The sequence below is a fragment of the Streptomyces sp. NPDC002206 genome, assembly GCF_053593595.1.
This window is the reverse complement of record NZ_JBSFCW010000003.1, coordinates 136,002-158,715: the sequence shown is the minus strand read 5'-3', so window position 1 is coordinate 158,715 and position 22,714 is coordinate 136,002. Positions and strand designations below refer to the sequence as shown.

Genomic DNA, 22,714 nt, shown 5'->3' with positions numbered 1-22,714 from the left:
CCGGGGCGGGGCCGGGCAGGACCGGGGGCAGCTCCCGCCCCGGTCCGCACCCACTGTGCCGACGCGTCGAAGTCCGCCTGCTCGAGGCCGGTTCTCAGGTCGATCCGACGCAGCGCCTCACCCGGTCCGTGCCCGGCGACCCACTCCGGGTCCCGCTCGCTGATCTTGTCGCCGACCCGGCGAACGGCCGCCCGGCCGACGTCAGGAGCTCGTGAGGATGACGAGTTGCCGGGTCGCTCGAGTCATCGCGACATAGCGGTCGACCGCTCCTTCGATGCCGTTGCCGAACTCCTCCGGGTCGATGAGGACGACCAGGTCGAACTCGAGCCCCTTCGACAGCTCCGGAGTCAGCGACCGGACACGGGACGTCGTCCGGAACGTGGGATCGCCGATTACGCAGGCGATCCCGTCGGCATGTGTGGCGAGCCAGGTGTCGAGGATCGAGCTCAGATCCGAAACGGATCCGTGTACGACGGGGACGCCGCTGCTGCGGATGGAGGCAGGCACGTTGGCGTCCGGGAGCACGGCCCGGATGACCGGCTCGGCTTCCGCCATGACTTCTTCCGGCGTCCGGTAGTTGATGCTCAGGGAGGCCAGGTTGATCCGGTCGAGCCCGATCCGCTCGAGCCGTTCCTGCCACGACTCCGTGAACCCGTGCCTGGCCTGGGCACGGTCCCCGACGATGGTGAAGCTCCGGGACGGGCACCGGACCAGCAGCATCTGCCACTCCGCGTCGGTCAGTTCCTGAGCCTCGTCCACGACGATGTGCGCGAACGGGCCGGCGAGCAGGTCCGGGTCGACGTCGGTCAGTTCGGACTCGTCGACCAGGCTGACCTGGGCGTCTTCGCCGCGCAGCATCGTCACCAGGCCTTCGCCCTCGTCACCGTCGGCGCCGGAGTTGGACACGGCCTCGATCAGGCTGTCGACGACCTGGGTCATGCGCTCGCGCTGGGCGGCGAGGATGGCCTTGTGCCGACGCTCGCGCCGCGCCGCCTCCGGATCGCCGAGCCGCTGCCGTGCCGCGTCCAGGAGCGGCAGGTCGGACACCGTCCAGGCCTGGGCGTCCCCGCGCTGCAGCTTCTGAACGTCGTCGGGGCTGAGCCAGGGAGCGCACATCCGCAGATAGGCGGGTACCGACCACAGGTCTCCGACGAGGTCAGCCGATTCGAGCAGCGGCCACGCGCGGTCGAAGGTCGTGACCAGTTCCCTGTTCTGCCGCAGCGACTTGCGGAGCAGGTCGGCCGAGACGTCGCCGTCGTGCTTGTCCACCAGGATCGTGAGCAGCTCCTCCCAGACCTGTTCGCGCGCCTCGTTGTGCGGAGTACCGGGTTCTGCCGCTTCGAACGCCACGGCCCAGTCGTCGGCGCTCAGCCAGATGTCGGACCAGTGAGTCGTGACCGTCATCCCCTTGGTGGGCGGCTCCTCATAGAACCTGACGGTCGTCTCGATCGCCTTCACCAGGTTCGCGGACGACTTCAGGGCGGCCACGTCCGGGTCGGCCTCGACCGCTGCTGCGGCTCCCTCGGCGACGAGGTCCCGCAGCGTGCAGGTCTGCACGCCCTCCTCGCCGAGGCTGGGGAGGACGTCGGCGACGTAGGCCAGGTAGGGCCGGTGCGGACCGACGAACAGCACACCGCCCCGACGGTGACCGAGGCGAGGGTCGGAGTAGAGGAGGTAGGCGGAGCGGTGCAGAGCGACGACGGTCTTCCCCGTACCCGGGCCGCCGTCGACGACGAGAGCGCCGCGGGATCCCGCACGGATGATGGCGTCCTGGTCGGCCTGGATGGTGCCGAGCACGTCTCGCATCCGTGCCGACCTGTTGCTGCCCAGGCTGGCGATGAAGGCGGACTGGTCGTCGAGCGCGGCGTGCCCGGCGAACCCGTCCGAGGTGAAGACCTCGTCCCAGTAGTCGCTGATCCGGCCGCGGGTCCAGCGATACCTGCGGCGGCTTGCCAGACCCATCGGGTTGGCGTGGGTGGCTCCGAAGAACGGCTCGGCCGCGGGGGAACGCCAGTCGAGCAGCAGCCGACGGCCCGTGCTGTCCGTAAGGCCAAGTCGTCCGACGTACACCGGCTCGGGGTTGTCCGCGCTGACCATGTGCCCGAGGCACAGGTCCAGACCGAAGCGACGCAGTGCGCGCAGGCGAGTGGTCAGCCGGTGGATCTCCGCGTCCCGGTCCATCGCCTGCCGGCCGACGCCGCCGGGCGCCCTGCGCTCGGCATCGAGGCGGTCGGACAGTTCGCTGATCGCCTGCTCAAGGCTCTCCGCGAGGGCCGCGAAGTGCTGCTCGTCACCGGCGATCAGCGCCGGGTCGGCCTTGGGGGAAAGGTGGTCGGGAAGGTCAAACACGCTGGTGGTCAGCGGGTTCACGTAATCGGCTCCGATCTGAGGTCGCTCGCGACCATGTGCGTGCGGCAAGGCGTCTGGACTGGCGTGACGAACCGGGTGGCCATGACGAGCAACGCTCCGCCCGGCGTCGCACCCGTGACCGTTGTCGGTCGAGGTCGTCAGGGTGTGCAGTTTCTTGTGCTCCGGGTCCTGGCTCGGTGATCCCTCGTGGTTCACGCGGACATCGGCGCCCTTTCCCGGCCGATCGTGTCGAGCAGCAGCTTCGCGGCCACCGTCGCCCCATCGGTGCGGACCGCGCCGGCCACGGCTCTCGCTCGGGCGCGGGTCTCAGGTGTCAGGGCCGTCTTGAGCGCGGCGGACAGGGACTCGGTGGTCGGGGTAGGACCGTCGTGTGCCGCGCCGATGCCCAGGCCGGCCACCCGGCCGGCCCAGTACGGCTGGTCCGCCGACTGGGGTACCACCACCTGGGGAGCGCCGGCCCGGGCGGCTGTGGTCGTGGTGCCCGCGCCGCCGTGGTGCACGACGGCGGCCACCCGGGCGAACAGTGCCTGCTGGTTGACCTCGCCGACGACGAAGCAGTCGTCCTGGTCGTCGATCAGGGCCAGGTCGGCCCAGCCGCGGGAGGCGAGTACGCGGCAACCCTGCGCGCGGACGGCCTCGATGGCCACCTGGGCGACGTCCTTCGAGGCGCGCATGGGCATGCTGCCGAAGCCCACGTACACCGGTGGTTCGCCGGCCTCGAGGAACGCTTCCAGGTCGTCAGGGAGCGGGCGTTCGTCCGGCAGGATCCACGCGCCGGTCTGCACGACGTCGAGGTCGGGCGTCTTCTGCCACGGGTCCAGGGTCGCGTCCGTCGCCAGCCACGGCCGGTCGCCGATGACGTAGTCGCGGACGTTGCCCACCGGGGGCAGGCCGATCGACGCCCGGTTGACGTTGAGCGGCTCACCGAACAGTGCATCGATGCTCTCGGCGTCCAGGTCCCACAGCACCCGGTTGTCGGTCACGTCCGGCGGGAACGGCCGGCCCGGATAGGCCAGCGGCGGGTGGTGCGGCGACGGCAGGGTGAGCTGCTGGAAGGTCACGGACACGGAGCGGATGCCCAGTTTCTCGGCCACCGACCGTGCGCCGGCCGCGGCCGGCATCATGCCGGTCGCCACCAGCGCATCACATCCCTCGGCCGCCGCGGTGACCGCGTCGAACTGACTGGCGATCAACTCGGCCGCGCGCCGGGGCAGGTCCGCCGACGACGGCGGCGGTGCAGTCGTCAGCGCGCGCGCCGACCGGCCGACGGGCACCATCGGCACACTGACACCGGCCAGCCGCTGCGCGAAGTCCTCGTCCGGCGGCGCGCACACCCGCACCTCCGCGCCGAGTGCCCGCAACTGCACCGCGAGTCCCACCAGCGGTTCGACATCCCCGCGCGACCCATACGTAGACAGCAACACGCGCACTCCGTGACTCTCCCAGTTCCGTCGGTTCCGGCTTCGGCCGCCGATTCTGCGGCATGACCCGGGCCTTGCCGCAAGGCCCCCCATGCGCTATACGTTGAGAGTGGAAAGGAGTGGGTACTCCCCTTTCCTCTTCCTCGTCCGCTGTGAACGGACGACCTCCTCGAGAAGCGCCGCGCCTCGTACGGCACTGTCGGCCCTCTTCACGAGCCACTGGCGACTGGCTGTCCGCCCGTCCGGTGGATGCCTACGACCCGGGTCATGAAGCAGTCGGCGCGCAGAAGCGCGACGGTGCGCGAACCGGTGAATCGCGGACCCGCCCGGTCACGACGTGCCGGAGACGGTCCTGCGGGAGCCTAGGGTCGCTCGCATGACGACCATCGACCTGGCAGACCTCGGCCGAAGCATCGAGTTGAGGTCGCCCGCGACCGTGGTGCCCCGACCGACTCGCATCTCCTCCTTTCGGGCGCCCGGACGCCGCCCCGGCGCCCGATAGGTGCCGGCAACCAGCACTTCACACCGGAGAGTCGGGATCAGGAATGAGACGATGGTGTCTCATTTGGGTTATAGTTGTCTCATGACTGTCGACCGTGAGCAGATGCTGCGCAGCGCCGCCGCTCTACTGACCCGTAAATCGACCGCCACCATGGATGAGGTCGCCAAGACCGCGGGCATCGGACGCGCCACCCTGCACCGGCACTTCGCCGGACGGGACGCCCTGGTCAGGGCGTTGGAGAACCTGGGAATCCAGGAGTTCGAAGCAGCCCTCGACGCCGCCGCGCTCGACGAAGGACCCTCGGAGCAGGCGCTGCGTCGGCTGATCGCGGCTGTCGAACCGAGCGCCGGACTGCTGTCCTTCCTCGTCACCGAGAACCAGCTCTTCGAGGGCGACGAGATGAACGAGGGCTGGAACCGGCTGGACGCGCGGGTCTCCGCCTTCTTCCGGCGCGGCCAGGAGCGCGGCGAGTTCCGGATCGACCTGACCCCCGCCTGGCTGACCGAGGCCCTGTACGGGCTCGTCTCCACCGGCGCCTGGGCCGTCCAGGCGGGCCGGGTCGCCGGACAGGACTTCCAGTACATGATCGTCGAGTTGTTGCTCGGCGGAGCACGCCGGAGCGTGGAGCAATGACCAGCATCGAACAGCACGCGGAGACCTCGGACGAGCTGCGCCGCCCCGGACGGTGGATCGCGCTGGCCGTGCTCGTCCTCGCCGTCCTGCTGGTGGCCATCGACGCCACGGTCCTGGGCCTTGCGACGCCGTTTCTCACCGAGGATCTCGAGCCGACCGGCACCCAGCTGCTCTGGATCGGCGACGTCTACTCGTTCGTCATCGCCGGGCTCCTGGTCTCCATGGGCAGCCTCGGTGACCGCATCGGCCGCAAGAAGCTGCTGCTGAGCGGCGCCATCGCGTTCGGCGCGGTCTCCGTGCTCAACGCGTACGCGAACAGCCCCGAGACGATGATTCTGGCGCGGGCGCTGCTCGGCGTCGCGGGCGCCACCTTGATGCCGTCCACCCTCGCCCTGATCCGCAATCTCTTCAACGACCCGCGTGAGCGCTCACTCGCCATCGGCATCTGGGGCGCCATGGCCTCCGCGGGCGCGGCCGTCGGCCCGGTCGTCGGCGGGTTCCTGCTGGAGCATTTCTGGTGGGGGTCGGTCTTCCTGATCAACCTGCCGGTGATGGCGGTCCTCGTGGTCGTCGGTGTCAGGATGATCCCCGAGTCGAAGAACCCGGCGCCGGGCCCCTGGGACCTGATGAGTGTCGCGCTCTCCCTGATCGGCATGATCGGTGTCGTGTACGCCATCAAGGATCTGGCCGCGCACGGAGCGAGCTGGGAGGTTGCCGTCGCCGGCATCGGCGGTGCGGCCGCGCTCTGCTGGTTCGTACGCAGGCAGCTCAAGCTGCCGGATCCGCTGCTGGACATGCGGCTGTTCCACCACCGGGGTTTCTCGGGCGCGGTCCTCGCCGATCTGCTGACCATCCTCGGCCTGTCCGGGCTGGTCTTCTTCCTCTCCCAGTTCCTGCAACTGGTCCAGGGGCGCGGTCCGCTGGAGGCCGGACTCGCCGAGTTGCCGGCCGCAGTCGGCGCGGTGACCTGCGGTCTGATCGCCGGTCAGGCTGCTCGCCGGTTCACGGTCCGGTTCGTGGTGTCCGCCGGGCTCGCGGCAGTCGGCGTCGCGCTCGCTGCCGTCACCTTCGTCCACCAGGAGACCGGCTATCCACTGATCGGTCTGCTGCTGCTGGTCGTCGGCATCGGCGCGGGCTTCGCCTTCACCGTGACCTCCGACGTGATCCTCTCCAGCGTCCCGAAGGAGCACGCGGGCTCCGCGTCCGCGGTCTCCGAGACGGCGTACGAACTCGGCGCGGCCCTCGGCATCGCGCTGCTCGGCTCCATCGTCACCGGCGTCTACCAGGACTTCGTCACCCCGCACGGCGTCCCGGCCGATGCCGCCGCGGCGGCCCACGAATCCCTGGGCGGCGCCGTCGAAGCGGCCCAGGGCCTTCCGGCGGATCAGGCGCACGCACTGGTCTCGGCGGCACAGGACTCGTTCGTCGACGGGTTGCACATCGCCGCGGGCATCGGCGCGGCGGTCCTGATCGCGACGGCGGCCGCCGCCTGGTTCCTGCTGCGCGGCCAGGCGCTGGAGGAGGAGATCGAGCATCCGTAGAGCCGCCCGCGAGCTGCCGTGCCTTCGGCCGTACGAGTGGTTCTCAGATACGGAAGGGCCCGTACCGCCAAGCGGGGTACGGGCCCTTCGGATATCCGCCGGGTCCGCCGGATCAGGCGGCCTTGGCCTTCGTCGCATACATGTCGACGTACTCCTGGCCGGAGAGCCGCATCACCTCGGCCATCACGGAGTCCGTCACCGCCCGCAGCACGTAGCGGTCGCGGTCCATGCCCTCGTAGCGGGAGAACTCCATCGGCTCACCGAACCGGACCGTCACCTTGCCGGGCCTGGGGAGTCCCGCACCGCCGGGCTGCAGCTTGTCCGTGCCGATCATCGCGAACGGCACCACCGGCGCGCCCGTCATCAGCGTCAGCCGTGCGATGCCCGTACGGCCCCGGTAGAGCCGCCCGTCGGGGGAGCGGGTGCCCTCCGGGTAGATGGCGAACGCCTTGCCCTGCTCCAGCACCCGACTGCCCGTCATCAGCGCCGCGACACCGCCGCGTCCGCCGTCCCGGTCCACCGGGATCATGCCGCAGCCGGTGAAGAACCAGGCCATCATCCGGCCCTTGAGCCCCGTGCCCGTCACGTACTCGTCCTTGCCGATGTAGAACACCGGCCGGTCGCAGCAGATCGGCATGATCATCGAGTCGATGAATGTCAGATGGTTGCCCGCGAGGATCACCGGACCGTCTCCGGGGATGTTCTCCACGCCTTCCACCTGGGGGCGGAACATCAGGCGCAAGAGCGGTCCGAGCACTGCCTTGATGAGTGCGTGTCGGGACAACGGTTCCTCCGGTGTAGTGGCCAGGGTCGGCCGAGGCGCGGGATCGTGACGGTATATGCAGGTGAGGACGATACTCGCGGGTACTCGCTGATCGCACATCGGGTTCATCGAGTGGATACGCAGTGTTGACGTGTGTTTCCGCCATGTTCGTCCACGGGCTGCTGTGCGGATGGTGCAGTTCCCTACGATCGGGCCTCGCTCGACGGTGCCACACATCACATGCGAGGGAGCAGTCATGACAGAGCGTGCGCAGGCGAACCCCGGTCGGCGGACCGTCCTGGGAGTGGGAGCGGCCGTACTGGGCGCGGCCGCCCTCGGACTGCCGGGCACGGCGAACGCCGCCGAGAACACCACCGGGTCGGTCGACGACCGGTCCGGCAGCCACGGTCACCGGCTGGACCTGCCGGTGCCGACCGTCATCGGGCACCGCGGCACCAGCGGCTACCGCCCCGAGCACACCCTCGGCTCGTACCAGCTGGCACTCGACATGGGTGCGCACATCATCGAGCAGGACCTGGTACCCACCAAGGACGGCCACCTTGTCTGCCGTCACGAGAACGACATCACCGCCACCACCGATGTCTCCGCCCACCCCGAGTTCGCGAGCCGCAAAACGACAAAGACCGTCGACGGGGTCTCCCTCACCGGCTGGTTCACCGAGGACTTCACCCTCGCCGAGCTGAAGACGCTCCGCGCCAAGGAGCGCATCCCCGGCAACCGCCAGAAGAACACGCTCTACGACGGCCGCTGGGAGGTCCCCACCTTCGAAGAGGTGCTCCAGTGGGCCGACCGTGAGGGCCGCAGGCGCGGGAAGCAGGTCTGGCTGTACGTCGAGACCAAGCACCCCACCTACTTCCGCGGCCTCGGCCTCGGCCTGGAGGAGCCGCTTGCCAAGCTGCTGCGCCACTACGACCGCCACCGCAAGCAGTCGCCGCTCATCCTCCAGTCCTTCGAGCCCACCAGCATTCAGCGGCTGTCGAAGCTCGTCGCCACCCCGCGTGTCGTCCTGCTCTCCGGCGCGGGATCGAAGCCCTGGGACTTCGTGGCGACCGGTGACCCGCGCACCGTCGACGATCTCGTGAAGCCCTCGGGGCTGACATGGCTGGCGTCCTTCGCGCAGGGCATCGGCCCCACCCTGGACCTGATCATCCCCAAGGACGCGTCGGGCCGGCTCACCACGCCGACCACCCTGGTGAAGGACGCGCACGCGCAGGGCCTGATCCTGCACCCGTACACCATGCGCAACGAGAACACCTTCTTGCCCGCCGACTTCCGGCGCGGTACGGACCCCAACGCGTACGGCGACGCATTCGGCGCGTTCCGGACGTACTTCTCGACAGGCATTGACGGGATCTTCTCTGACAACCCGGACACGGCTCTGCTTGCCGCGGCCGACTTCACCGGGAACTGACACCGCCGCCCACGTCAGCATCCGGCCGGGCATGCCCCGGTCGGGTGGTGCGTCCCGCGGACGGCAACCGGCCCCCCGCCGGTCCACGTCGGGTGGGGTATGACGCTTCTCGCAGACGCCGCCGCCCAGCCTCCCGCGGCCGTGGTCCACGCCCTGTACCCCCTCGTCAGCGCCGAGGCGACGGCCGAGGCGAGCGACGCGGCGGCAGGCGCGGCCGTCGAACCCGCCGATCTCGAACAGGCCGTCTGGCTGCGGCTGCTGGAGCTGCTGGCGGATCAGCGGCCGCCGGCGGACCCGGCGCGCTGGGTCCGCGACACCGTACGGGCGGAGGTGCGTCGCGCCCGCCGTACCGCCCGGCGCGAACGTCCGTACGCCGACGAGACCACCGCGGATCCCGCCCGCTGCCCCGAGCGGTTGGCGGTCGGCGCCGACGAACGCAGGGCGCTGCACGCCGCGGTGGACCGGCTGCCCGGGCGGTGCGCCGGGCTGCTCGCCGCGATGCTCGCTCCGGGCGACCCCACCTACCGGGAGATCGCAGGGAAGTTGGGTATGTCACAAGGCAGTTTGGGCCCGATCCGTTCCCGATGCCTTGGATGTCTGCGCAGAATGCTCGCGGTGGAGGTTGTCGTTCCTGAACTGCGGGGATAGGAGCTGTTAGGCAACCGGCGGATCAGGTGAGCGGGAGGCATGCACACATGGGCATGAGTGTGATCATCTCGGCGGCGACGACAGAGGACGCCGAACAGATCTTGAAGCTCCAGTACCTCTGCTTTCAGAGCGAGGCGGAGCTGTACGGGAACTACCGGATCGACCCGCTTGTGCAGACCCTCGAATCGGTGCGCGACGAACTGACCGCGAACCTGGTGTTCGTGGCGCGGCTCGGGGACGAAGTAGTCGGCGCGGTACGCGGATCCACCGATCCGGAGGGCATCGGACAGATAGCCAAGCTCTGCGTCCACCCCCGGCTCCAGGGGCACGGGCTCGGCGCCCGGCTGCTGCGGGCCGCGGAGTCCGCACTTGCGGACGAGCAGTCGGTCACCCGCTTCCGGCTGCAGACCGGGCACCGCAGCGAGACCAATCTGCGGCTCTACCGGCGGGCGGGATACGCACCCGTGGGCAACATCACCGGTCAGGACGGCGTCCGGCTCATCCAGCTGGAGAAGGACGCCGCCGCGCCGGCCTACGTCGCCAGCGCCTGAGCGGCGACGACGCGGACGTCACACGTTCTTGGCGCGACGGAGCCAGATCATCCCGGTGACCGGCAGGATCACCGGGATGAACAGGTAGTCCCTGCCCAGATACGACCAGACGGTGGCGTCCGCGAAGGCCGACGGTTCGACCAGAGTCCACGTACCGACGAGCAGGACGCCCACGAGCTCGGCGGCGCAGCACACCAGCGCCGTCCTGCGCGCCTTCTCGCCGCCGCGGACGAGCGAGTACGTGATGAAGCCGTACACCAGGGCGGCGACGGCCGACAGCACGTAGGCGAGCGGCGCCCTGCCGAAGTCCAGGATCATCTGGACGATCGAGCGGGAGGCGGCCGCGACGGTGAACACCCCGTAGAACCAGACGAGTACGCGGCCGGGGCCGGTCCCCAGCTCGAACCGGGCCTTCTGCCCGGGTGCGGAACCGGGGGTGGTGTCGGTCTCGGTCACGGTCAGCTTCCCCAGATGTCGTAGAGCCGTACTTGCAGAACGGCCAGCACGACCGCGCCCGCCGCCACCGTCACCGAACCCCATCGGGTCCGCTCGGTCAGCGACAGGAAACCTGCTGCCGGCACGGCGGCAAACGCACCGATCAGATAGCAGATGAAGATCGTCATGCCTTGGTCCGGCCGCTCGCCCCGGGCGAGCTGCACGATCCCCACCACCAGTTGAGCCAGCGCCAGCAGCGACACCACGGCCATTCCGATGAAGTGCCAGTCCTTGGTCGGCTGGTCCCGGTAGGCGGCGAAACCGCACCAGGCGGCGAGGGCGAGCGCGGTCACGGAGACCGCGACCGTCAGGGCGTCGAGCATGAGCCGAGGGTATTACGGACCAATAGGCCCCCTGCGTGCGCCCCCATACCCGGGCGCTAGGGTCGGCGAGCATGAAGATCCACGCCGAGGCTCTGCTGTTCGACAACGACGGAACGCTGCTCTCCTCCATCGAGTCCGTCCAGCGGTGCTGGACCAGGTGGGCACAGGAGTACGGCGTCACGGCGGAGGACTTCTCCGGCGTCGAACTGCACGGCCGCACGGCCGTCGAGATCATCGCCGAGCTGCTGCCCGCGGACCGGGTCGACGGGGCCCTGGCGCGTATCGAACAGCTGGAGGTCGAGGGCGTCCCCGGTGGCGTCGTGGTGCTCCCCGGCACCAAGGAGCTGCTCGGTTCGCTGCCCGCTCACCGCTGGGCCGTCGTCACCTCCGCCACCCGCCCGCTGGGCGAGGCGCGGCTGCGCGAGGCAGGCATCGACTTCCCGGTGATGATCGCCGCCGAGGACATCACCCGCGGCAAGCCCGACCCCGAGCCGTACCTCCTCGCGGCCCGTCGCCTCGGTGTCGACCCGGCCCGCTGCGTGGTCTTCGAGGACGCCCCCGCCGGGCTGCGGGCCGGACGGGCGGCCGGGATGACGACCGTGGCCTTGGCCACAACGCACGATCGCACCGAGCTGGTCGCCGACGCGGTCGTTACTGATCTCTCCGCCATATCGGTGCAGGTCACAGCCGCGGGAGTGGAAATCTCCACCGCGGACTGAACCGCGTGTCACGACGGTCCACGGCTGTCCGCTATACGGACAGGCAGGCAGGCCGGAACGTCACGTCTGTTTTACTTGGCGCATGACCACGACGAGCAACCGCACCCTTGCGACCGAGGCGATCACGACGCCCGGTGCTCGTTGTATGTGTCGAATGCGCGCCTTCTGAGGGCCCCCGCCTGAGCCTCGCGCCCCGAAGCGAGACCGAGCCCACGCCGTCCGCACTCAGCGGAACGAGCTGCTCCAGCACGTACCTGCCCCGGCCGAACGCCGCCGCAGCCGTGCCGAGACCCACCGGCCGAACACCCGAGTCCGAACAGTCTCTTCAGACGAATGCCCCGTGCCCGGCGGACACCGCGCCGTGCACTCGACAGTGACGGAAACCCCTGTGATCACCACTACGGGCCTCACGAAGGTCTATCAGTCGCGCGGCCGTGACGTCACCGCCCTGGACGGCGTCGACCTGCATGTCCGCGAGGGCGAGGTGTACGGCGTCATCGGACAGAGCGGCGCCGGCAAGTCCTCCCTGATCCGCTGCATCAACCTGCTGGAACGCCCCACCTCGGGCACCGTGACCGTGGCCGGCCAGGACCTCACCGCCCTCGCGGGCCGGGGCCGCCGGGCCGGCAAGGAGCTCCGCGAGGCGCGCAGCCGTATCGGCATGGTCTTCCAGCACTTCAACCTGCTGGCCTCGCGCAACGTCCAGGACAACATCGAACTCCCGCTGGAGATCCTCGGCGTCTCCGGTCGCGACCGCACCCGCAAGGCCCTCGAACTCCTCGACCTGGTCGGCCTGGCCGACAAGGCGAAGGCCTACCCCGGCCAGCTCTCCGGCGGCCAGAAGCAGCGCGTCGGCATCGCCCGGGCGCTGGCCGGAGACCCCAAGGTGCTGCTCTCCGACGAGGCGACGTCCGCCCTCGACCCCGAGACCACCCGCTCCATCCTCCAACTGCTGCGCGACCTCAACCGGCAGCTCGGCCTGACCGTCCTGCTCATCACGCACGAGATGGACGTCGTCAAGACGATCTGCGACTCGGCCGCCCTCATGCGGAAGGGCCGCATCGTCGAGTCCGGCACCGTCGGCGAACTGCTCGCCACCCCCGGCTCCGAACTGGCCCACGAGCTGTTCCCGGTCGGTGGTACGGCCTCCGGCCCCGACCGCACGGTCGTCGACGTCACCTTCCACGGCGAGGCCGCGACCCAGCCGGTGATCTCCCAGCTCTCCCGTACGTACAACATCGACATCTCGATCCTGGGCGCCGCGATGGACACCGTCGGCGGCAACCAGGTCGGCCGGATGCGCATCGAGCTGCCCGGCCGCTTCGAGGAGAACGTCGTCCCGATCGGCTTCCTGCGCGAGCAGGGCCTGCAGGCCGAGGTCGTGGACACGGCCGCCGCCGACGGCATCCCCGCGCAGACCCCCGCCGCACTCACCCAGACCCCGCTCACCAAGGAGGTGGCCAAGTGACCTGGTCCGAAATGCAGCCGCTGCTGTCCCAGGGAACCGTCGACACCCTCTACATGGTGCTGTGGTCCGCGGTCGTCACCGTCCTCGTCGGACTGCCGCTCGGCGTACTGCTGGTCCTCACCGACAAGGGTGGACTGCTCCAGAACACCGTGGTGAACAAGGTCGTCGGCGTGATCGTGAACATCGGCCGCTCGCTGCCGTTCATCATCCTGCTGATCGCCCTGATCCCCTTCACCACCTGGGTCGTCGGCACCTTCATCGGCCCGACCGCGATGATCGTGCCGCTCGCCGTCGGCGCCATCCCGTTCTTCGCCCGGCTCGTCGAGACGGCGGTCCGCGAGGTCGACCACGGGCTCGTCGAAGCCGTTCAGTCGATGGGCGCATCCATTCCGACGATCGTGCGCAAGGTCTTGCTGCCGCAGGCCCTGCCGTCGCTCGTCTCCGCGGTCACCACCACCGTCATCGTGCTCATCGGATACTCCGCGATGGCCGGCGCGGTCGGCGGCGAAGGGCTCGGCTCCAAGGCCGTCACCTACGGATTCCAGCGCTTCGACAACCAGTTCATGCTCATCACCGTTGCGCTGCTGATCGTCATCGTGACCGTGGTCCAGCTGATCGGCGACGTGGCCGTACGCCTGCTGGCCCGCCGGGGCCGCACCGCCTCCTGAGACTTTCTCTCCGCTCACAAGCCCGAACTCCTTGTCCGGGCGCACCACCTCACCATCAGAAAGAGGCACTTTTCGTGCGTAAGAACATCAAGATCACCGCAGCTGCCGCCGCCACCGCCGCCCTCGCCTTCGGCCTCACCGCCTGCGGCACGTCGTCCGACCCGGCCTCCAAGAGCGAGACCGGCGCCAAGGCCGACACCTCCAAGGCGCTCGTCGTCGCCGCGTCCCCGACGCCGCACGCCGACATCCTGAACTTCGTCAAGAAGAACCTGGCGGCCAAGGCGGGCCTCAAGCTGGAGGTCAAGGAGTTCACGGACTACGTCCTGCCGAACACCGCCACCGAGAACGGCCAGGTCGACGCCAACTTCTTCCAGCACGTGCCGTACCTCGACGACTTCAACAAGAAGAACAACACCCACATCGTCGCGGTCGCCAATGTGCACCTGGAGCCGCTCGGCCTCTACTCCAAGAAGGTCAAGGACCTGAAGGACATCAAGGCCGGCCAGACCATCGCCGTACCGAACGACACCACCAACGAGGGCCGTGCGCTCCAGCTCCTCGCCGCGAACGGTCTGATCACCGTCAAGGACGGCGTCGGCACCAACGCCAAGCTCAGCGACATCACGGACAAGAAGGGCCTGGAGTTCAAGGAGCTGGAGGCCGCAACCGTGCCCCGCGCCCTGAACGATGTCGACGCTGCCGTCATCAACGGCAACTACGCCATCGAGGCCAAGCTCCAGCCCGCCAAGGACGCCCTCGTGCTGGAGAAGGCGGAGGACAACCCGTACGCCAACATCCTCGCCGTGAAGGCGGGCAACGAGAAGGACGCCCGCGTCCAGAAGCTCGTCAAGCTGCTCCACTCCGACGAGGTCAAGAAGTTCATCGAGGACACCTACCAGGGCTCCGTCGTCCCGGCCTTCGGCCCCGTCGCCAAGTCCTGACACCCGTACCGCATCCGCGTGGCCGAGCCCCGCGCACCCGACCGGGGTGTGCGGGGCTCCGCCGTGCGCACCCGGCCATGCACAACGTCCGCCCGATGCTGCATGCTGTGCCTTTACACGGTCTTCGGCATGGAGCTGCGCATGACTTCCACCTTTCCGTCCATCTCCATCAGCACGGATCGGTTGGTGCTGCGCCCGTTCGACATGACGGACGTCCCCGCGTACATCGAGATGATGAACGACGAACTCGTCACCGCCTGGACGGAGGCGCCCCACCCCTACACCCAGGTCGACGCGGAACGCTGGGTCCGCCGGATCGCCCCCGCGCAGCGCACCAGCGGTGACGGAATAGTCTTCGCCGTCACCGAGTTCCTCACCCAGCGCCTCGTCGGCTCGGTGCGGCTCCGGAACACCGACTGGCGCACCCTCGCCACCGAGGCCGCGTACATCACCGCCCCCTGGGCCCGAGGTGAGGGATACGCCACCGAGTCCCTGCTGGCCGTCGCCCAGTGGCTCTTCCGCGACCAGGGCTTCGAACGCATCGAACTGCGCACCGCCGCCGACAACACCGCCTCCCAGCAGGTCGCCCAGAAGCTCGGCTGCATCAGCGAGGGAGTCCTGCGCAATGCCCGAATAGCGAGGACCCAGACCGAGGACGGCGGCTGGACCGACATCAGGACCGATCTGATCGTCTGGGGGCTGCTTCCCGAGGACCTCGAAGGAGTCGCCGAGCAGCTGGCCGACGCAGGCGGCTACGGCACATACAGCGACTGGAACTGACGCCGGAACCGACGCGGGGGACCGCACCGGTCCGGACCGGTCGGGGACCAGGTACTCTCACCCTGCCCGCCGCTCGTGGGCAGCCCCACCTGCGACAACTCCAGGAGACTGACGAAAGATGGCCGACCGGGTCACGGTGATCGGCTGGGACGGCTCGCCACTGACCGCAGCGGCCAGGGCCGCGCTCTCGGCCGCCACCCTCGTCGCGGGCGCCGCCCACCACCTCGCACTCCCCGAAGTCCCGGCAACCGCCGAACGGATCCGCCTCGGCTCCATCGACCTTGCCGCCCGCAGGATCGCCGGCCACCGCGGCAGCGCCGTGGTCCTCGCCGACGGCGACCCCGGCTTCTTCGGAGTCGTACGCAATCTCCGCGCACCCGAACACGGCCTGGAAGTCGAAGTCGTGCCCGCCGTGTCCGCAGTCGCCACCGCGTTCGCCCGCGCCGGAATGCCCTGGGAGGACGCCCAGATCGTCGTCGCCCACCCCCGCACCCTGCGCCGCGCCGTCAACGTCTGCCGGGCCCACCACAAGGTCGCCGTCCTCACCTCGCCCGGCGCGGGCCCCGCCGAACTCGCCCTGCTCCTCGAAGGCGTGCACCGGACCTTCGTCATCTGCGAGGAACTCGGCACCGCACGCGAACAGGTCACCGTCCTCACCTCCGACAAGGCCGCCGACCACGTCTGGCGCGATCCGAACGTCGTGATCGTCATCGGTGGCGGCCCCGAGCAGCAGTCCACCGGCTCCTGGATCGCCGGCCGCCACCCCCAGGGCGTACGCGGCTGGGCACTGCCCTCGGAGGCCTACCCCGGCAGCGCGACGGACCCCGAGGGGGAGTCGGGCGAGGGTGAGTCCCCGGGGCTGCGGGCTGCCCAACTCGCCCGGCTAGGTCCGCGTACCGGCGACCTCGTCTGGGACGTCGGCTCCGGCGGCGGAGCTCTCGCGGTGGAGGCTGCAGGGTTCGGTGCGGCGGTGCTGGCCGTCGACAGCGACCCGGACGCCTGCGCCCGGACGGCGGCTGCGGCCCGGGCCTTCGGCGTACAGCTCCAGGTCGTCCAGGGCCGTGCCCCGCACGTGCTGGAGCGGCTGCCGGAGCCCGATGTCGTACGGATCGGTGGCGGCGGAGTCCCCGTCGTCACCGCTGTCGCCGACCGCAGGCCGGAGCGGATCGTCACCCATGCGTCGACCCGGGACGAGGCCGAGGCGCTCGGTGCGGCACTTGCCGAGAACGGATACACCGTCGAGTGCGCCCTCCTCCAGTCCGTCGAACTCGACACGGCCGCATGGTCGGAGCGCGAACGCTCGGTCGTGTTTCTGCTCTCAGCGCTGCGCTCGGACCTCGCCCCCTGACCCGGTCGGCGTACGGCGCGGGGTAGGCTGGCCGATCGTTGTACCGTACCCGGCCGTTCGTCGCTTCGTTCGTCAATGTCCGGAAAAGGGGACCGTTTTGGACCCCGTTGTGGTACAGCGGACCCGGGGATGCGCAACGTGGCGCAGTCCACAGCGAGCCGTGGCGGAACTACCTGCCGCGGCGGCGAACGGCCGCGAGAATGATGTGTGTCCGCGACCGATTCGTGCCGCGCGGCGAGCCCGCTCGTTCTTCATGACGAGCGCCGGCATGCCGTGTTCGGGCGTCCCGGGCGAAGGGCCGAAGGAGCACTGACGATGGGCGAGGGGTACGCATGAGTGACACCGGCCAGATCCCGGGCGAGGGACTGCCGGAGAACGCAGGCATGGTGGAGCAGCCGGGCAACCCCGCCCCGGGTGCGTACACCTTCCTCGCTCCCTCCGAGCATGCGTCCGAGGACGACGATCTTCTGCTGATGCCGAGCCCGCAGGGCGCCTGGAGCGAACCGCAGATCGCACCGGCCCCCGGTGAGCCGGTGGGCGGCGGCGCCGTACAGGCACCCGCGCCGCCGGAGGCGCAGGCCGCGTACCAGGCGCAGCCGCAGGGCTACGTCGGCGGTGTGCAGGCCGTGCAGGCCCAGGGACCCGTGCAGGTCCAGGAGGCGCCGGACCCGGCCGTGTACGCCGTGCAGCAGGCCGTGGCCGGAGCGATGACCGGGACCGGGCAGGGCACGCACGAGTCCGGCGGCCGTGACTCGGGTGCCGTCGATCTCAATGGCGTACGCATGCCGGCACCGGTCTCCGTTGCCGCACCGGTTGCGGCCGCCCCCGTGCGCCGGCCGCTGCACCGCGGCCCGGCTTCGGGCGAGTCGACCCCCTCGTACGGCGGGACATCGACCGGCGGTGTGGTCCGTTCGCTCGCCGACCGCGGACCCGCGGAGGCGCCGCAGACCCCGATGCCCGCACGGCACGCGGGACCGCCCACCACCGGTCCCGAGTACCTCGACCTGCCGGGCCCGCAGCTCGGCGAGATCCCGCCGCAGGCCGGCAGCCCGTGGGCGGCCCACGCACCGGAGCAGGTCGCGGCGCCCGTGGCAGTGGAAACGGAAGCCCTGACCGCGGAAGCGGCCGCAGAAACGGTCGTCCCGGAGCCGGTTGCCGAGCCGATGCAGGTCGCACAGCCGGTCGAGGCCGCCCCGGAGGCCGGACCCGCCGCTGCCGAGGCTTTTGTGGACGGCGCATCCATGGGCCGGTTCGTGCCCGTGGAGGGATCCGTGCCGACGACTCCGCACCTGGCCCCGACGCCGGTCGTGGAGCCGGCCGTCGTGGAACACGCCGTCGTGGAGCAGGTCGTCACGGAGCAGGTCGCACAGCCGGCAGCCGTCGTCGAGCCGACGCCCGCGCCCGAACCCGTAGCCGTTCCGGAGCCCCAGGCCCCCGAGCAGGTCGCGATCGCCATCGAGCCGGTACGGGCCCCGGTTGTCGGGACCCCCGAGCCCGTCGCAGCCGCGCCTGCTGTGGCAGAAGTGCCCGCGCCCGAACCGGTTCCCGCACCGGAGCCGGTGGTCGTCCCCGAGCCCGTCGTCGTTCCCGAGGCCGTCGTCGTGGCCGAGCCCGACGCCGTACTCGTAGCCGCGTCGGAGCCGGTCGCCGCTCCGGAGGAACCCGTCCTCGCGCCCGCCGCCGGGACCGCCCCCGAACCGGTCCTCGTGCCCGAGCCCGAGACCGGCCCCGAGGTCATCGAGACCCCGGACCTCACGCCCACCGACGCCGGCCCGGACATCGAGGCGCCCGCGCCGGACCAGGAGCCCACGGAGCCGGTCCGGACCCCTGCCGAGGAGGCCCCGGTGGCCGAGGCGCCGCAGGCCGCCGCGGAGACTCCCGACCGCGCCGCCGCCTCCGGGTACGACGACGCCGAGCGCGAAGCCGTGCTCCGGGTCATGCGCGAACGTCGCGACATCCGTAACGGCTTCCGCAGCGACCCCATCCCGCACGAGGTGCTGCTCCGTGTGCTCGAGGCCGCGCACACGGCGCCCAGCGTCGGCCACTCGCAGCCCTGGGACTTCGTCGTCATCCGCTCCGCGGAGACCCGCCGCTCCATGCACGAACTGGCGCAGCGTCAACGCGACGCGTACGCCAAATCGCTGCCCAAGGGCCGGGCCAAGCAGTTCAAGGAACTGAAGATCGAGGCCATCCTCGACACCCCGGTGAACATCGTCGTCACCGCCGACCCCACCCGCGGCGGCCGCCACACCCTCGGCCGGCACACCCAGCCGCAGATGGCCCCGTACTCCTCGGCGCTCGCCGTCGAGAACCTGTGGCTCGCCGCCCGCGCCGAGGGCCTCGGCGTCGGCTGGGTCAGCTTCTTCGACGAGCGGGAGATGGTCCGCGCCCTCGGCCTGCCCGAACACCTCGAAGTCGTCGCGTACCTCTGTGTCGGTTATGTCGACGAGTTCCCCGAGGAACCCGAGCTGATGCAGGCGGGCTGGTCCAAGCGGCGCCCGCTCTCCTGGGTCGTCCACGAGGAGACGTACGGTCGCCGCGCGCTGCCCGGCGAGGAGCCGCACGACCTGCTGCAGGAGACCATCTCCAACATCCGTCCGCTGGACGCCAAGGCGCTCGGCGAGGCCTGGGAACGCCAGAAGCGGATGACCAAGCCGGCGGGTGCACTCGGCATGCTGGAGATCATCTCCGCGCAGCTGTCGGGTCTCTCCCGGATGTGCCCGCCGCCGATCCCGGAGCCCGCGGCTGTCGCGATCTTCGCCGGGGACCACGGGGTGCACGCCCAGGGCGTCACCGCATGGCCGCAGGAGGTCACCGGACAGATGGTCGCCAACTTCCTCGGCGGCGGCGCGGTCTGCAACGCATTCGCGGCCCAGGTCGGCGCCGAGGTGTGCGTCGTCGACGTCGGCGTGGCCACGGAGCTGCCCGCGACCCCCGGCCTGCTGCCGCGCAAGGTGCGTGCGGGAACGGCCGACTTCACGACCGGGCCGGCCCTCACCCGTGAAGAGGTCCTCGCGGCCATCGAGGTCGGCATCGAGACCGCCCGCGATCTGGTGGCAGCGGGCAACAAGGGCCTGCTCACCGGTGAGATGGGCATCGCCAACACCACCGCGTCCGCCGCGCTGATCTGCGTGTACACGGGCATGGACCCGGCCGAGGTGACCGGTCGTGGCACCGGGATCAACGACGAGATGCACGCCCGCAAGGTCGACGTGGTCCGCCGTGGCCTCGCACTGCACCAGCCCGATCCCTCCGACCCGATCGGCGTACTTGCCGCGGTCGGCGGCCTGGAGCACGCCGCGATGGCGGGATTCCTGCTGGGCGGTGCGTCGTTGCGTACGCCCGTCGTCCTGGACGGGGTGAGCGCGGGCGCCGCGGCCCTGGTCGCCCGGGCGATCGCCCCCGAGGCCCTCGCCGCATGCATCGCCGGTCACCGCAGCGCGGAGCCCGGCCATGTCGCCGCGCTCAACAAGCTGGGCCTGCGCCCGCTGATCGACCTCGACCTCCGCCTCGGCGAGGGCACGGGTGCGCTGCTGGCGCTGCCGATCGTGCAGAGTGCGGCGCGGGCGATGCACGAGGTGGCGACGTTCGACTCGGCGGGCGTCACCGAGAAGTAGCGGCCGGCCATGGCCGGCCTCACCGGCGCTTGAGGCGCGGGGGCCGGGGCGGAGCCCCGGTTCCCGGAAGGGGTGGGTGGGGGAGAGCTCCGCACAGCGGCCCCCATCCCACCCCACCGGCCCGCCCCGCCGCACCCCGTATCGTGGACCCACACCCCACAAAACCGCACGTCACAGCCGCTCCACCGCCGTAGCGGCCCGCACGCACCCCGTATCGCCCGAGGAGCCCGCACCGCCATGGCCGAGCACGCCGATCACCCCGCGTACCCCGTCGGACTGCGCCTGAGCGGGCGCCGCGTCGTCGTTGTCGGCGGCGGTCAGGTCGCGCAGCGCCGCCTCCCCGCACTCATCGCGGCGGGCGCCGACATCACCCTCGTATCGCCGTCCGCGACGCCGTCCGTCGAGGCGATGGCCGACGCCGGTGAGATCCACTGGGAGCGCCGCCGGTACGAGGACGGGGACCTCACCGACACCTGGTACGCGCTCATCGCCTCCGACGACGCCGCCGCGAACGAAGCCGCGTCCGCCGAGGCCGAGCGCACCCGCACCTGGTGCGTGCGCAGCGACAACGCCGATGTCGCCACTGCCTGGACCCCGGCCACCGGCCGCAGCGAGGGCGTGACGGTCGCCGTCCTCTCCACCGACGCGCAGGGCCGCGACCCGCGCCACTCCGCCGCCGTCCGCGACGCCATCGTCGAGGGCCTGCGCGACGGCACGCTCGCCGCCCCGCACCACCGCACCCGCCCCACCCCCGGTGTCTCCCTGGTCGGCGGCGGCCCCGGCGACCCCGACCTGATCACCGTGCGTGGGCGGCGCCTCCTCGCCGAGGCCGATGTCGTCATCGCCGACCGGCTCGGCCCGCGCGACCTGCTCGACGAACTGCCGCCGCACGTCGAGGTGATCGACGCCGCGAAGATCCCGTACGGCCGCTTCATGGCGCAGGAGGCGATCAACCAGGCGCTCATCGAGCACGCCAAGGCGGGCAAGGCCGTCGTCCGGCTCAAGGGCGGCGACCCGTTCGTCTTCGGTCGGGGCATGGAGGAGGCACAGGCGCTCGCCGCCGAAGGCATCCCGTGCACCGTCGTCCCCGGCATCTCCAGCTCGATCTCCGTACCCGGCGCTGCCGGTATCCCCGTCACCCACCGCGGGGTCGCCCACGAGTTCACCGTCGTGAGCGGGCATGTCGCCCCCGACGACGAGCGCTCGCTGGTCGACTGGGCGGCCCTCGCGCAGCTGCGCGGCACCCTCGTGCTGCTGATGGCCGTAGACAAGATCGGCGCCATCGCCAAGGCCCTCATCGCCCACGGCAAGTCGCCCGAGACACCGGTCGCCCTGATCCAGGAGGGCACCACGGCGGCGCAGCGCAGGGTCGACGCGACCCTCGCGACCGTCGGCGAACGGGCCGCCGCCGAAGAGGTACGCCCCCCGGCCGTGATCGTCATCGGTGACGTCGTCGCGGTCGGTGCGGCCACCCTCCCGAACCCCGCCGAGTAACCAGCGGTAACGGATCTTCTTCCAAGCCGTTGGCACCACACACCGGACAAGGCAGTATCGACCTGTGGCAGATCTCATCACCGTCGACGACCCCGACGACCCGCGCCTGCGCGACTACACGGGCCTGACCGACGTCGAACTCCGGCGCAGGCGAGAGCCCGCCGAGGGCCTCTTCATCGCCGAGGGCGAGAAGGTGATCAGACGCGCCAGGCACGCCGGGTACGAGATGCGGTCCATGCTGCTCTCGGCGAAATGGGTCGACCTGATGCGCGACGTCATCGACGAGGTCCCGGCCCCGGTCTACGCGGTCAGCCCGGAGCTTGCCGAACGCGTCACCGGCTACCACGTGCACCGTGGCGCGCTCGCCTCCATGCAGCGCAAACCACTGCCGACGGCCGACGACCTGCTGACGACGAGCCGGGTCGTCGTCACTACAGGTCAGCGCATTGCGGTGTTCGAAGATATCGTCGATCACGCCAATCTCGGGGCCGCCTTCCGTAGTGCGGCAGCCCTCGGAGTCGACGCAATCCTCCTCACTCCGCGATGCGCAGATCCCCTGTACAGGCGGGCCGTGAAGGTCTCGATGGGGGCAGTCTTCCAGGTCCCGTGGACCCGGCTGGAGTCTTGGCCGAAAGATGTTGCGCTCCTCCGGGAGGCTGGCTACATAACGGCCGCGCTCTGCCTCAGCGAGCAGTCGATCACCCTCGACGAGCTCGCCTCGCGGGACTACGGGAAGCTGGCGCTCATCTTCGGGACCGAAGGGGATGGGCTGACCACCGAAGCGCTCCTTTCGGCAGACGAACACGTCCGCATCCCGATGGAAGCCGGAGTCGACTCGCTGAACGTCGCGGCGGCCTCAGCGGTGGCCTTCTACGCCACACGGCCGAAGTCTGCCTGACCTCGGTAGGTCGCAGGGTGTCGTAGTGCCGGCCCGTCCCCGCGAGGCCCTGAGCACGACACGGGGGAGCCGGATGCCGAGGGCATCTCGCGGGGGCGGGGG

The 22,714-nt window shown here is 70.5% G+C and carries 19 protein-coding genes; 14 read left to right on the top strand and 5 right to left on the bottom strand.

The genetic code is table 11. The features are described 5' to 3' along the window. Nucleotides 1-201: 201 nt before the first annotated feature. Both helR and ACWCP8_RS08855 read right to left on the bottom strand, forming a co-directional pair. Complete coding sequence (gene helR, locus ACWCP8_RS08860; RefSeq protein ID WP_451115024.1) at nucleotides 202-2,370, bottom strand: RNA polymerase recycling motor ATPase HelR; 2,169 nt, start codon at nucleotides 2,368-2,370, stop codon at nucleotides 202-204. 191 nt (nucleotides 2,371-2,561) lie between these two features. Then, nucleotides 2,562-3,794 (bottom strand): glycosyltransferase, encoded by a 1,233-nt coding sequence (locus tag ACWCP8_RS08855; protein ID WP_451115022.1) that lies wholly within the window; start codon nucleotides 3,792-3,794, stop codon nucleotides 2,562-2,564. A 580-nt stretch (nucleotides 3,795-4,374) separates the two neighbouring features. Between ACWCP8_RS08855 and ACWCP8_RS08850 the strand changes: the two genes are divergently transcribed. Together ACWCP8_RS08850 and ACWCP8_RS08845 are read left to right on the top strand one after the other, a co-directional pair. Beyond that, nucleotides 4,375-4,926 carry a TetR/AcrR family transcriptional regulator gene (locus ACWCP8_RS08850; RefSeq protein WP_451115020.1) on the top strand — a complete coding sequence of 184 codons (552 nt, stop codon included), beginning with the start codon at nucleotides 4,375-4,377 and terminating at the stop codon, nucleotides 4,924-4,926. Beyond that, the gene (locus tag ACWCP8_RS08845) at nucleotides 4,923-6,467 is read left to right on the top strand and encodes an MFS transporter (protein WP_451115018.1); all 1,545 of its coding nucleotides are present in this window, start codon (nucleotides 4,923-4,925) and stop codon (nucleotides 6,465-6,467) included. The genes ACWCP8_RS08850 and ACWCP8_RS08845 overlap by 4 nt, the downstream gene beginning before the upstream one ends. A gap of 112 nt (nucleotides 6,468-6,579) precedes the next feature. On the opposite strand, the gene ACWCP8_RS08840 is transcribed toward ACWCP8_RS08845, so the two are convergent. After that, nucleotides 6,580-7,251 (bottom strand): lysophospholipid acyltransferase family protein, encoded by a 672-nt coding sequence (locus ACWCP8_RS08840; RefSeq protein ID WP_352266121.1) that lies wholly within the window; start codon nucleotides 7,249-7,251, stop codon nucleotides 6,580-6,582. 235 nt (nucleotides 7,252-7,486) lie between these two features. Here ACWCP8_RS08840 and ACWCP8_RS08835 point away from each other — a divergent pair, with 235 nt between their 5' ends. The 3 genes from ACWCP8_RS08835 (at nucleotide 7,487) to ACWCP8_RS08825 (ending at nucleotide 9,861) form a co-directional block, all read left to right on the top strand. Next, nucleotides 7,487-8,662, top strand: a complete 1,176-nt coding sequence (locus ACWCP8_RS08835) for a glycerophosphodiester phosphodiesterase (protein WP_451115015.1) — start codon at nucleotides 7,487-7,489, stop codon at nucleotides 8,660-8,662. Between the two features lie 99 nt (nucleotides 8,663-8,761). Beyond that, nucleotides 8,762-9,310 (top strand): sigma-70 RNA polymerase sigma factor region 4 domain-containing protein, encoded by a 549-nt coding sequence (locus ACWCP8_RS08830; protein WP_355995497.1) that lies wholly within the window; start codon nucleotides 8,762-8,764, stop codon nucleotides 9,308-9,310. 47 nt (nucleotides 9,311-9,357) lie between these two features. After that, a complete protein-coding gene (locus ACWCP8_RS08825) occupies nucleotides 9,358-9,861 on the top strand; it encodes a GNAT family N-acetyltransferase (protein ID WP_352266124.1) in 504 nt (167 codons plus the stop codon). 18 nt (nucleotides 9,862-9,879) lie between these two features. On the opposite strand, the gene ACWCP8_RS08820 is transcribed toward ACWCP8_RS08825, so the two are convergent. Together ACWCP8_RS08820 and ACWCP8_RS08815 are read right to left on the bottom strand one after the other, a co-directional pair. Next, a complete protein-coding gene (locus ACWCP8_RS08820) occupies nucleotides 9,880-10,317 on the bottom strand; it encodes a hypothetical protein (protein ID WP_352266125.1) in 438 nt (145 codons plus the stop codon). 2 nt (nucleotides 10,318-10,319) lie between these two features. Further along, nucleotides 10,320-10,679 carry a hypothetical protein gene (locus tag ACWCP8_RS08815; protein ID WP_030968639.1) on the bottom strand — a complete coding sequence of 120 codons (360 nt, stop codon included), beginning with the start codon at nucleotides 10,677-10,679 and terminating at the stop codon, nucleotides 10,320-10,322. 71 nt (nucleotides 10,680-10,750) lie between these two features. Here ACWCP8_RS08815 and ACWCP8_RS08810 point away from each other — a divergent pair, with 71 nt between their 5' ends. From ACWCP8_RS08810 to ACWCP8_RS08770, 9 genes are all read left to right on the top strand, one after another. Beyond that, on the top strand, nucleotides 10,751-11,398 hold the full coding sequence (locus ACWCP8_RS08810) for an HAD-IA family hydrolase (RefSeq protein ID WP_451115012.1): 648 nt from the start codon (nucleotides 10,751-10,753) through the stop codon (nucleotides 11,396-11,398). 388 nt (nucleotides 11,399-11,786) lie between these two features. Next, nucleotides 11,787-12,866 carry a methionine ABC transporter ATP-binding protein gene (locus tag ACWCP8_RS08805; RefSeq protein WP_352266127.1) on the top strand — a complete coding sequence of 360 codons (1,080 nt, stop codon included), beginning with the start codon at nucleotides 11,787-11,789 and terminating at the stop codon, nucleotides 12,864-12,866. After that, nucleotides 12,863-13,534: a methionine ABC transporter permease gene (locus ACWCP8_RS08800; protein WP_451115009.1), complete on the top strand. Its 672-nt coding sequence runs from the start codon at nucleotides 12,863-12,865 to the stop codon at nucleotides 13,532-13,534. Before ACWCP8_RS08805 ends, ACWCP8_RS08800 begins: the two co-directional genes overlap by 4 nt. A 74-nt stretch (nucleotides 13,535-13,608) precedes the next feature. Then, nucleotides 13,609-14,475 (top strand): MetQ/NlpA family ABC transporter substrate-binding protein, encoded by an 867-nt coding sequence (locus tag ACWCP8_RS08795; RefSeq protein WP_326816751.1) that lies wholly within the window; start codon nucleotides 13,609-13,611, stop codon nucleotides 14,473-14,475. 102 nt (nucleotides 14,476-14,577) lie between these two features. After that, nucleotides 14,578-15,255: a GNAT family N-acetyltransferase gene (locus ACWCP8_RS08790; protein ID WP_267006160.1), complete on the top strand. Its 678-nt coding sequence runs from the start codon at nucleotides 14,578-14,580 to the stop codon at nucleotides 15,253-15,255. Between the two features lie 118 nt (nucleotides 15,256-15,373). Beyond that, nucleotides 15,374-16,603: a precorrin-6y C5,15-methyltransferase (decarboxylating) subunit CbiE gene (gene cbiE / locus ACWCP8_RS08785; protein WP_352266129.1), complete on the top strand. Its 1,230-nt coding sequence runs from the start codon at nucleotides 15,374-15,376 to the stop codon at nucleotides 16,601-16,603. Nucleotides 16,604-16,935: 332 nt separating this feature from the next. Next, nucleotides 16,936-20,220, top strand: coding sequence for a nicotinate-nucleotide--dimethylbenzimidazole phosphoribosyltransferase (cobT, locus tag ACWCP8_RS08780; protein ID WP_451115006.1), 3,285 nt, complete (start codon nucleotides 16,936-16,938; stop codon nucleotides 20,218-20,220). Between the two features lie 237 nt (nucleotides 20,221-20,457). Beyond that, nucleotides 20,458-21,714 (top strand): uroporphyrinogen-III C-methyltransferase, encoded by a 1,257-nt coding sequence (gene cobA / locus ACWCP8_RS08775; protein WP_451115004.1) that lies wholly within the window; start codon nucleotides 20,458-20,460, stop codon nucleotides 21,712-21,714. Between the two features lie 64 nt (nucleotides 21,715-21,778). Then, complete coding sequence (locus ACWCP8_RS08770; RefSeq protein WP_352266132.1) at nucleotides 21,779-22,612, top strand: TrmH family RNA methyltransferase; 834 nt, start codon at nucleotides 21,779-21,781, stop codon at nucleotides 22,610-22,612. Nucleotides 22,613-22,714 lie beyond the last annotated feature (102 nt).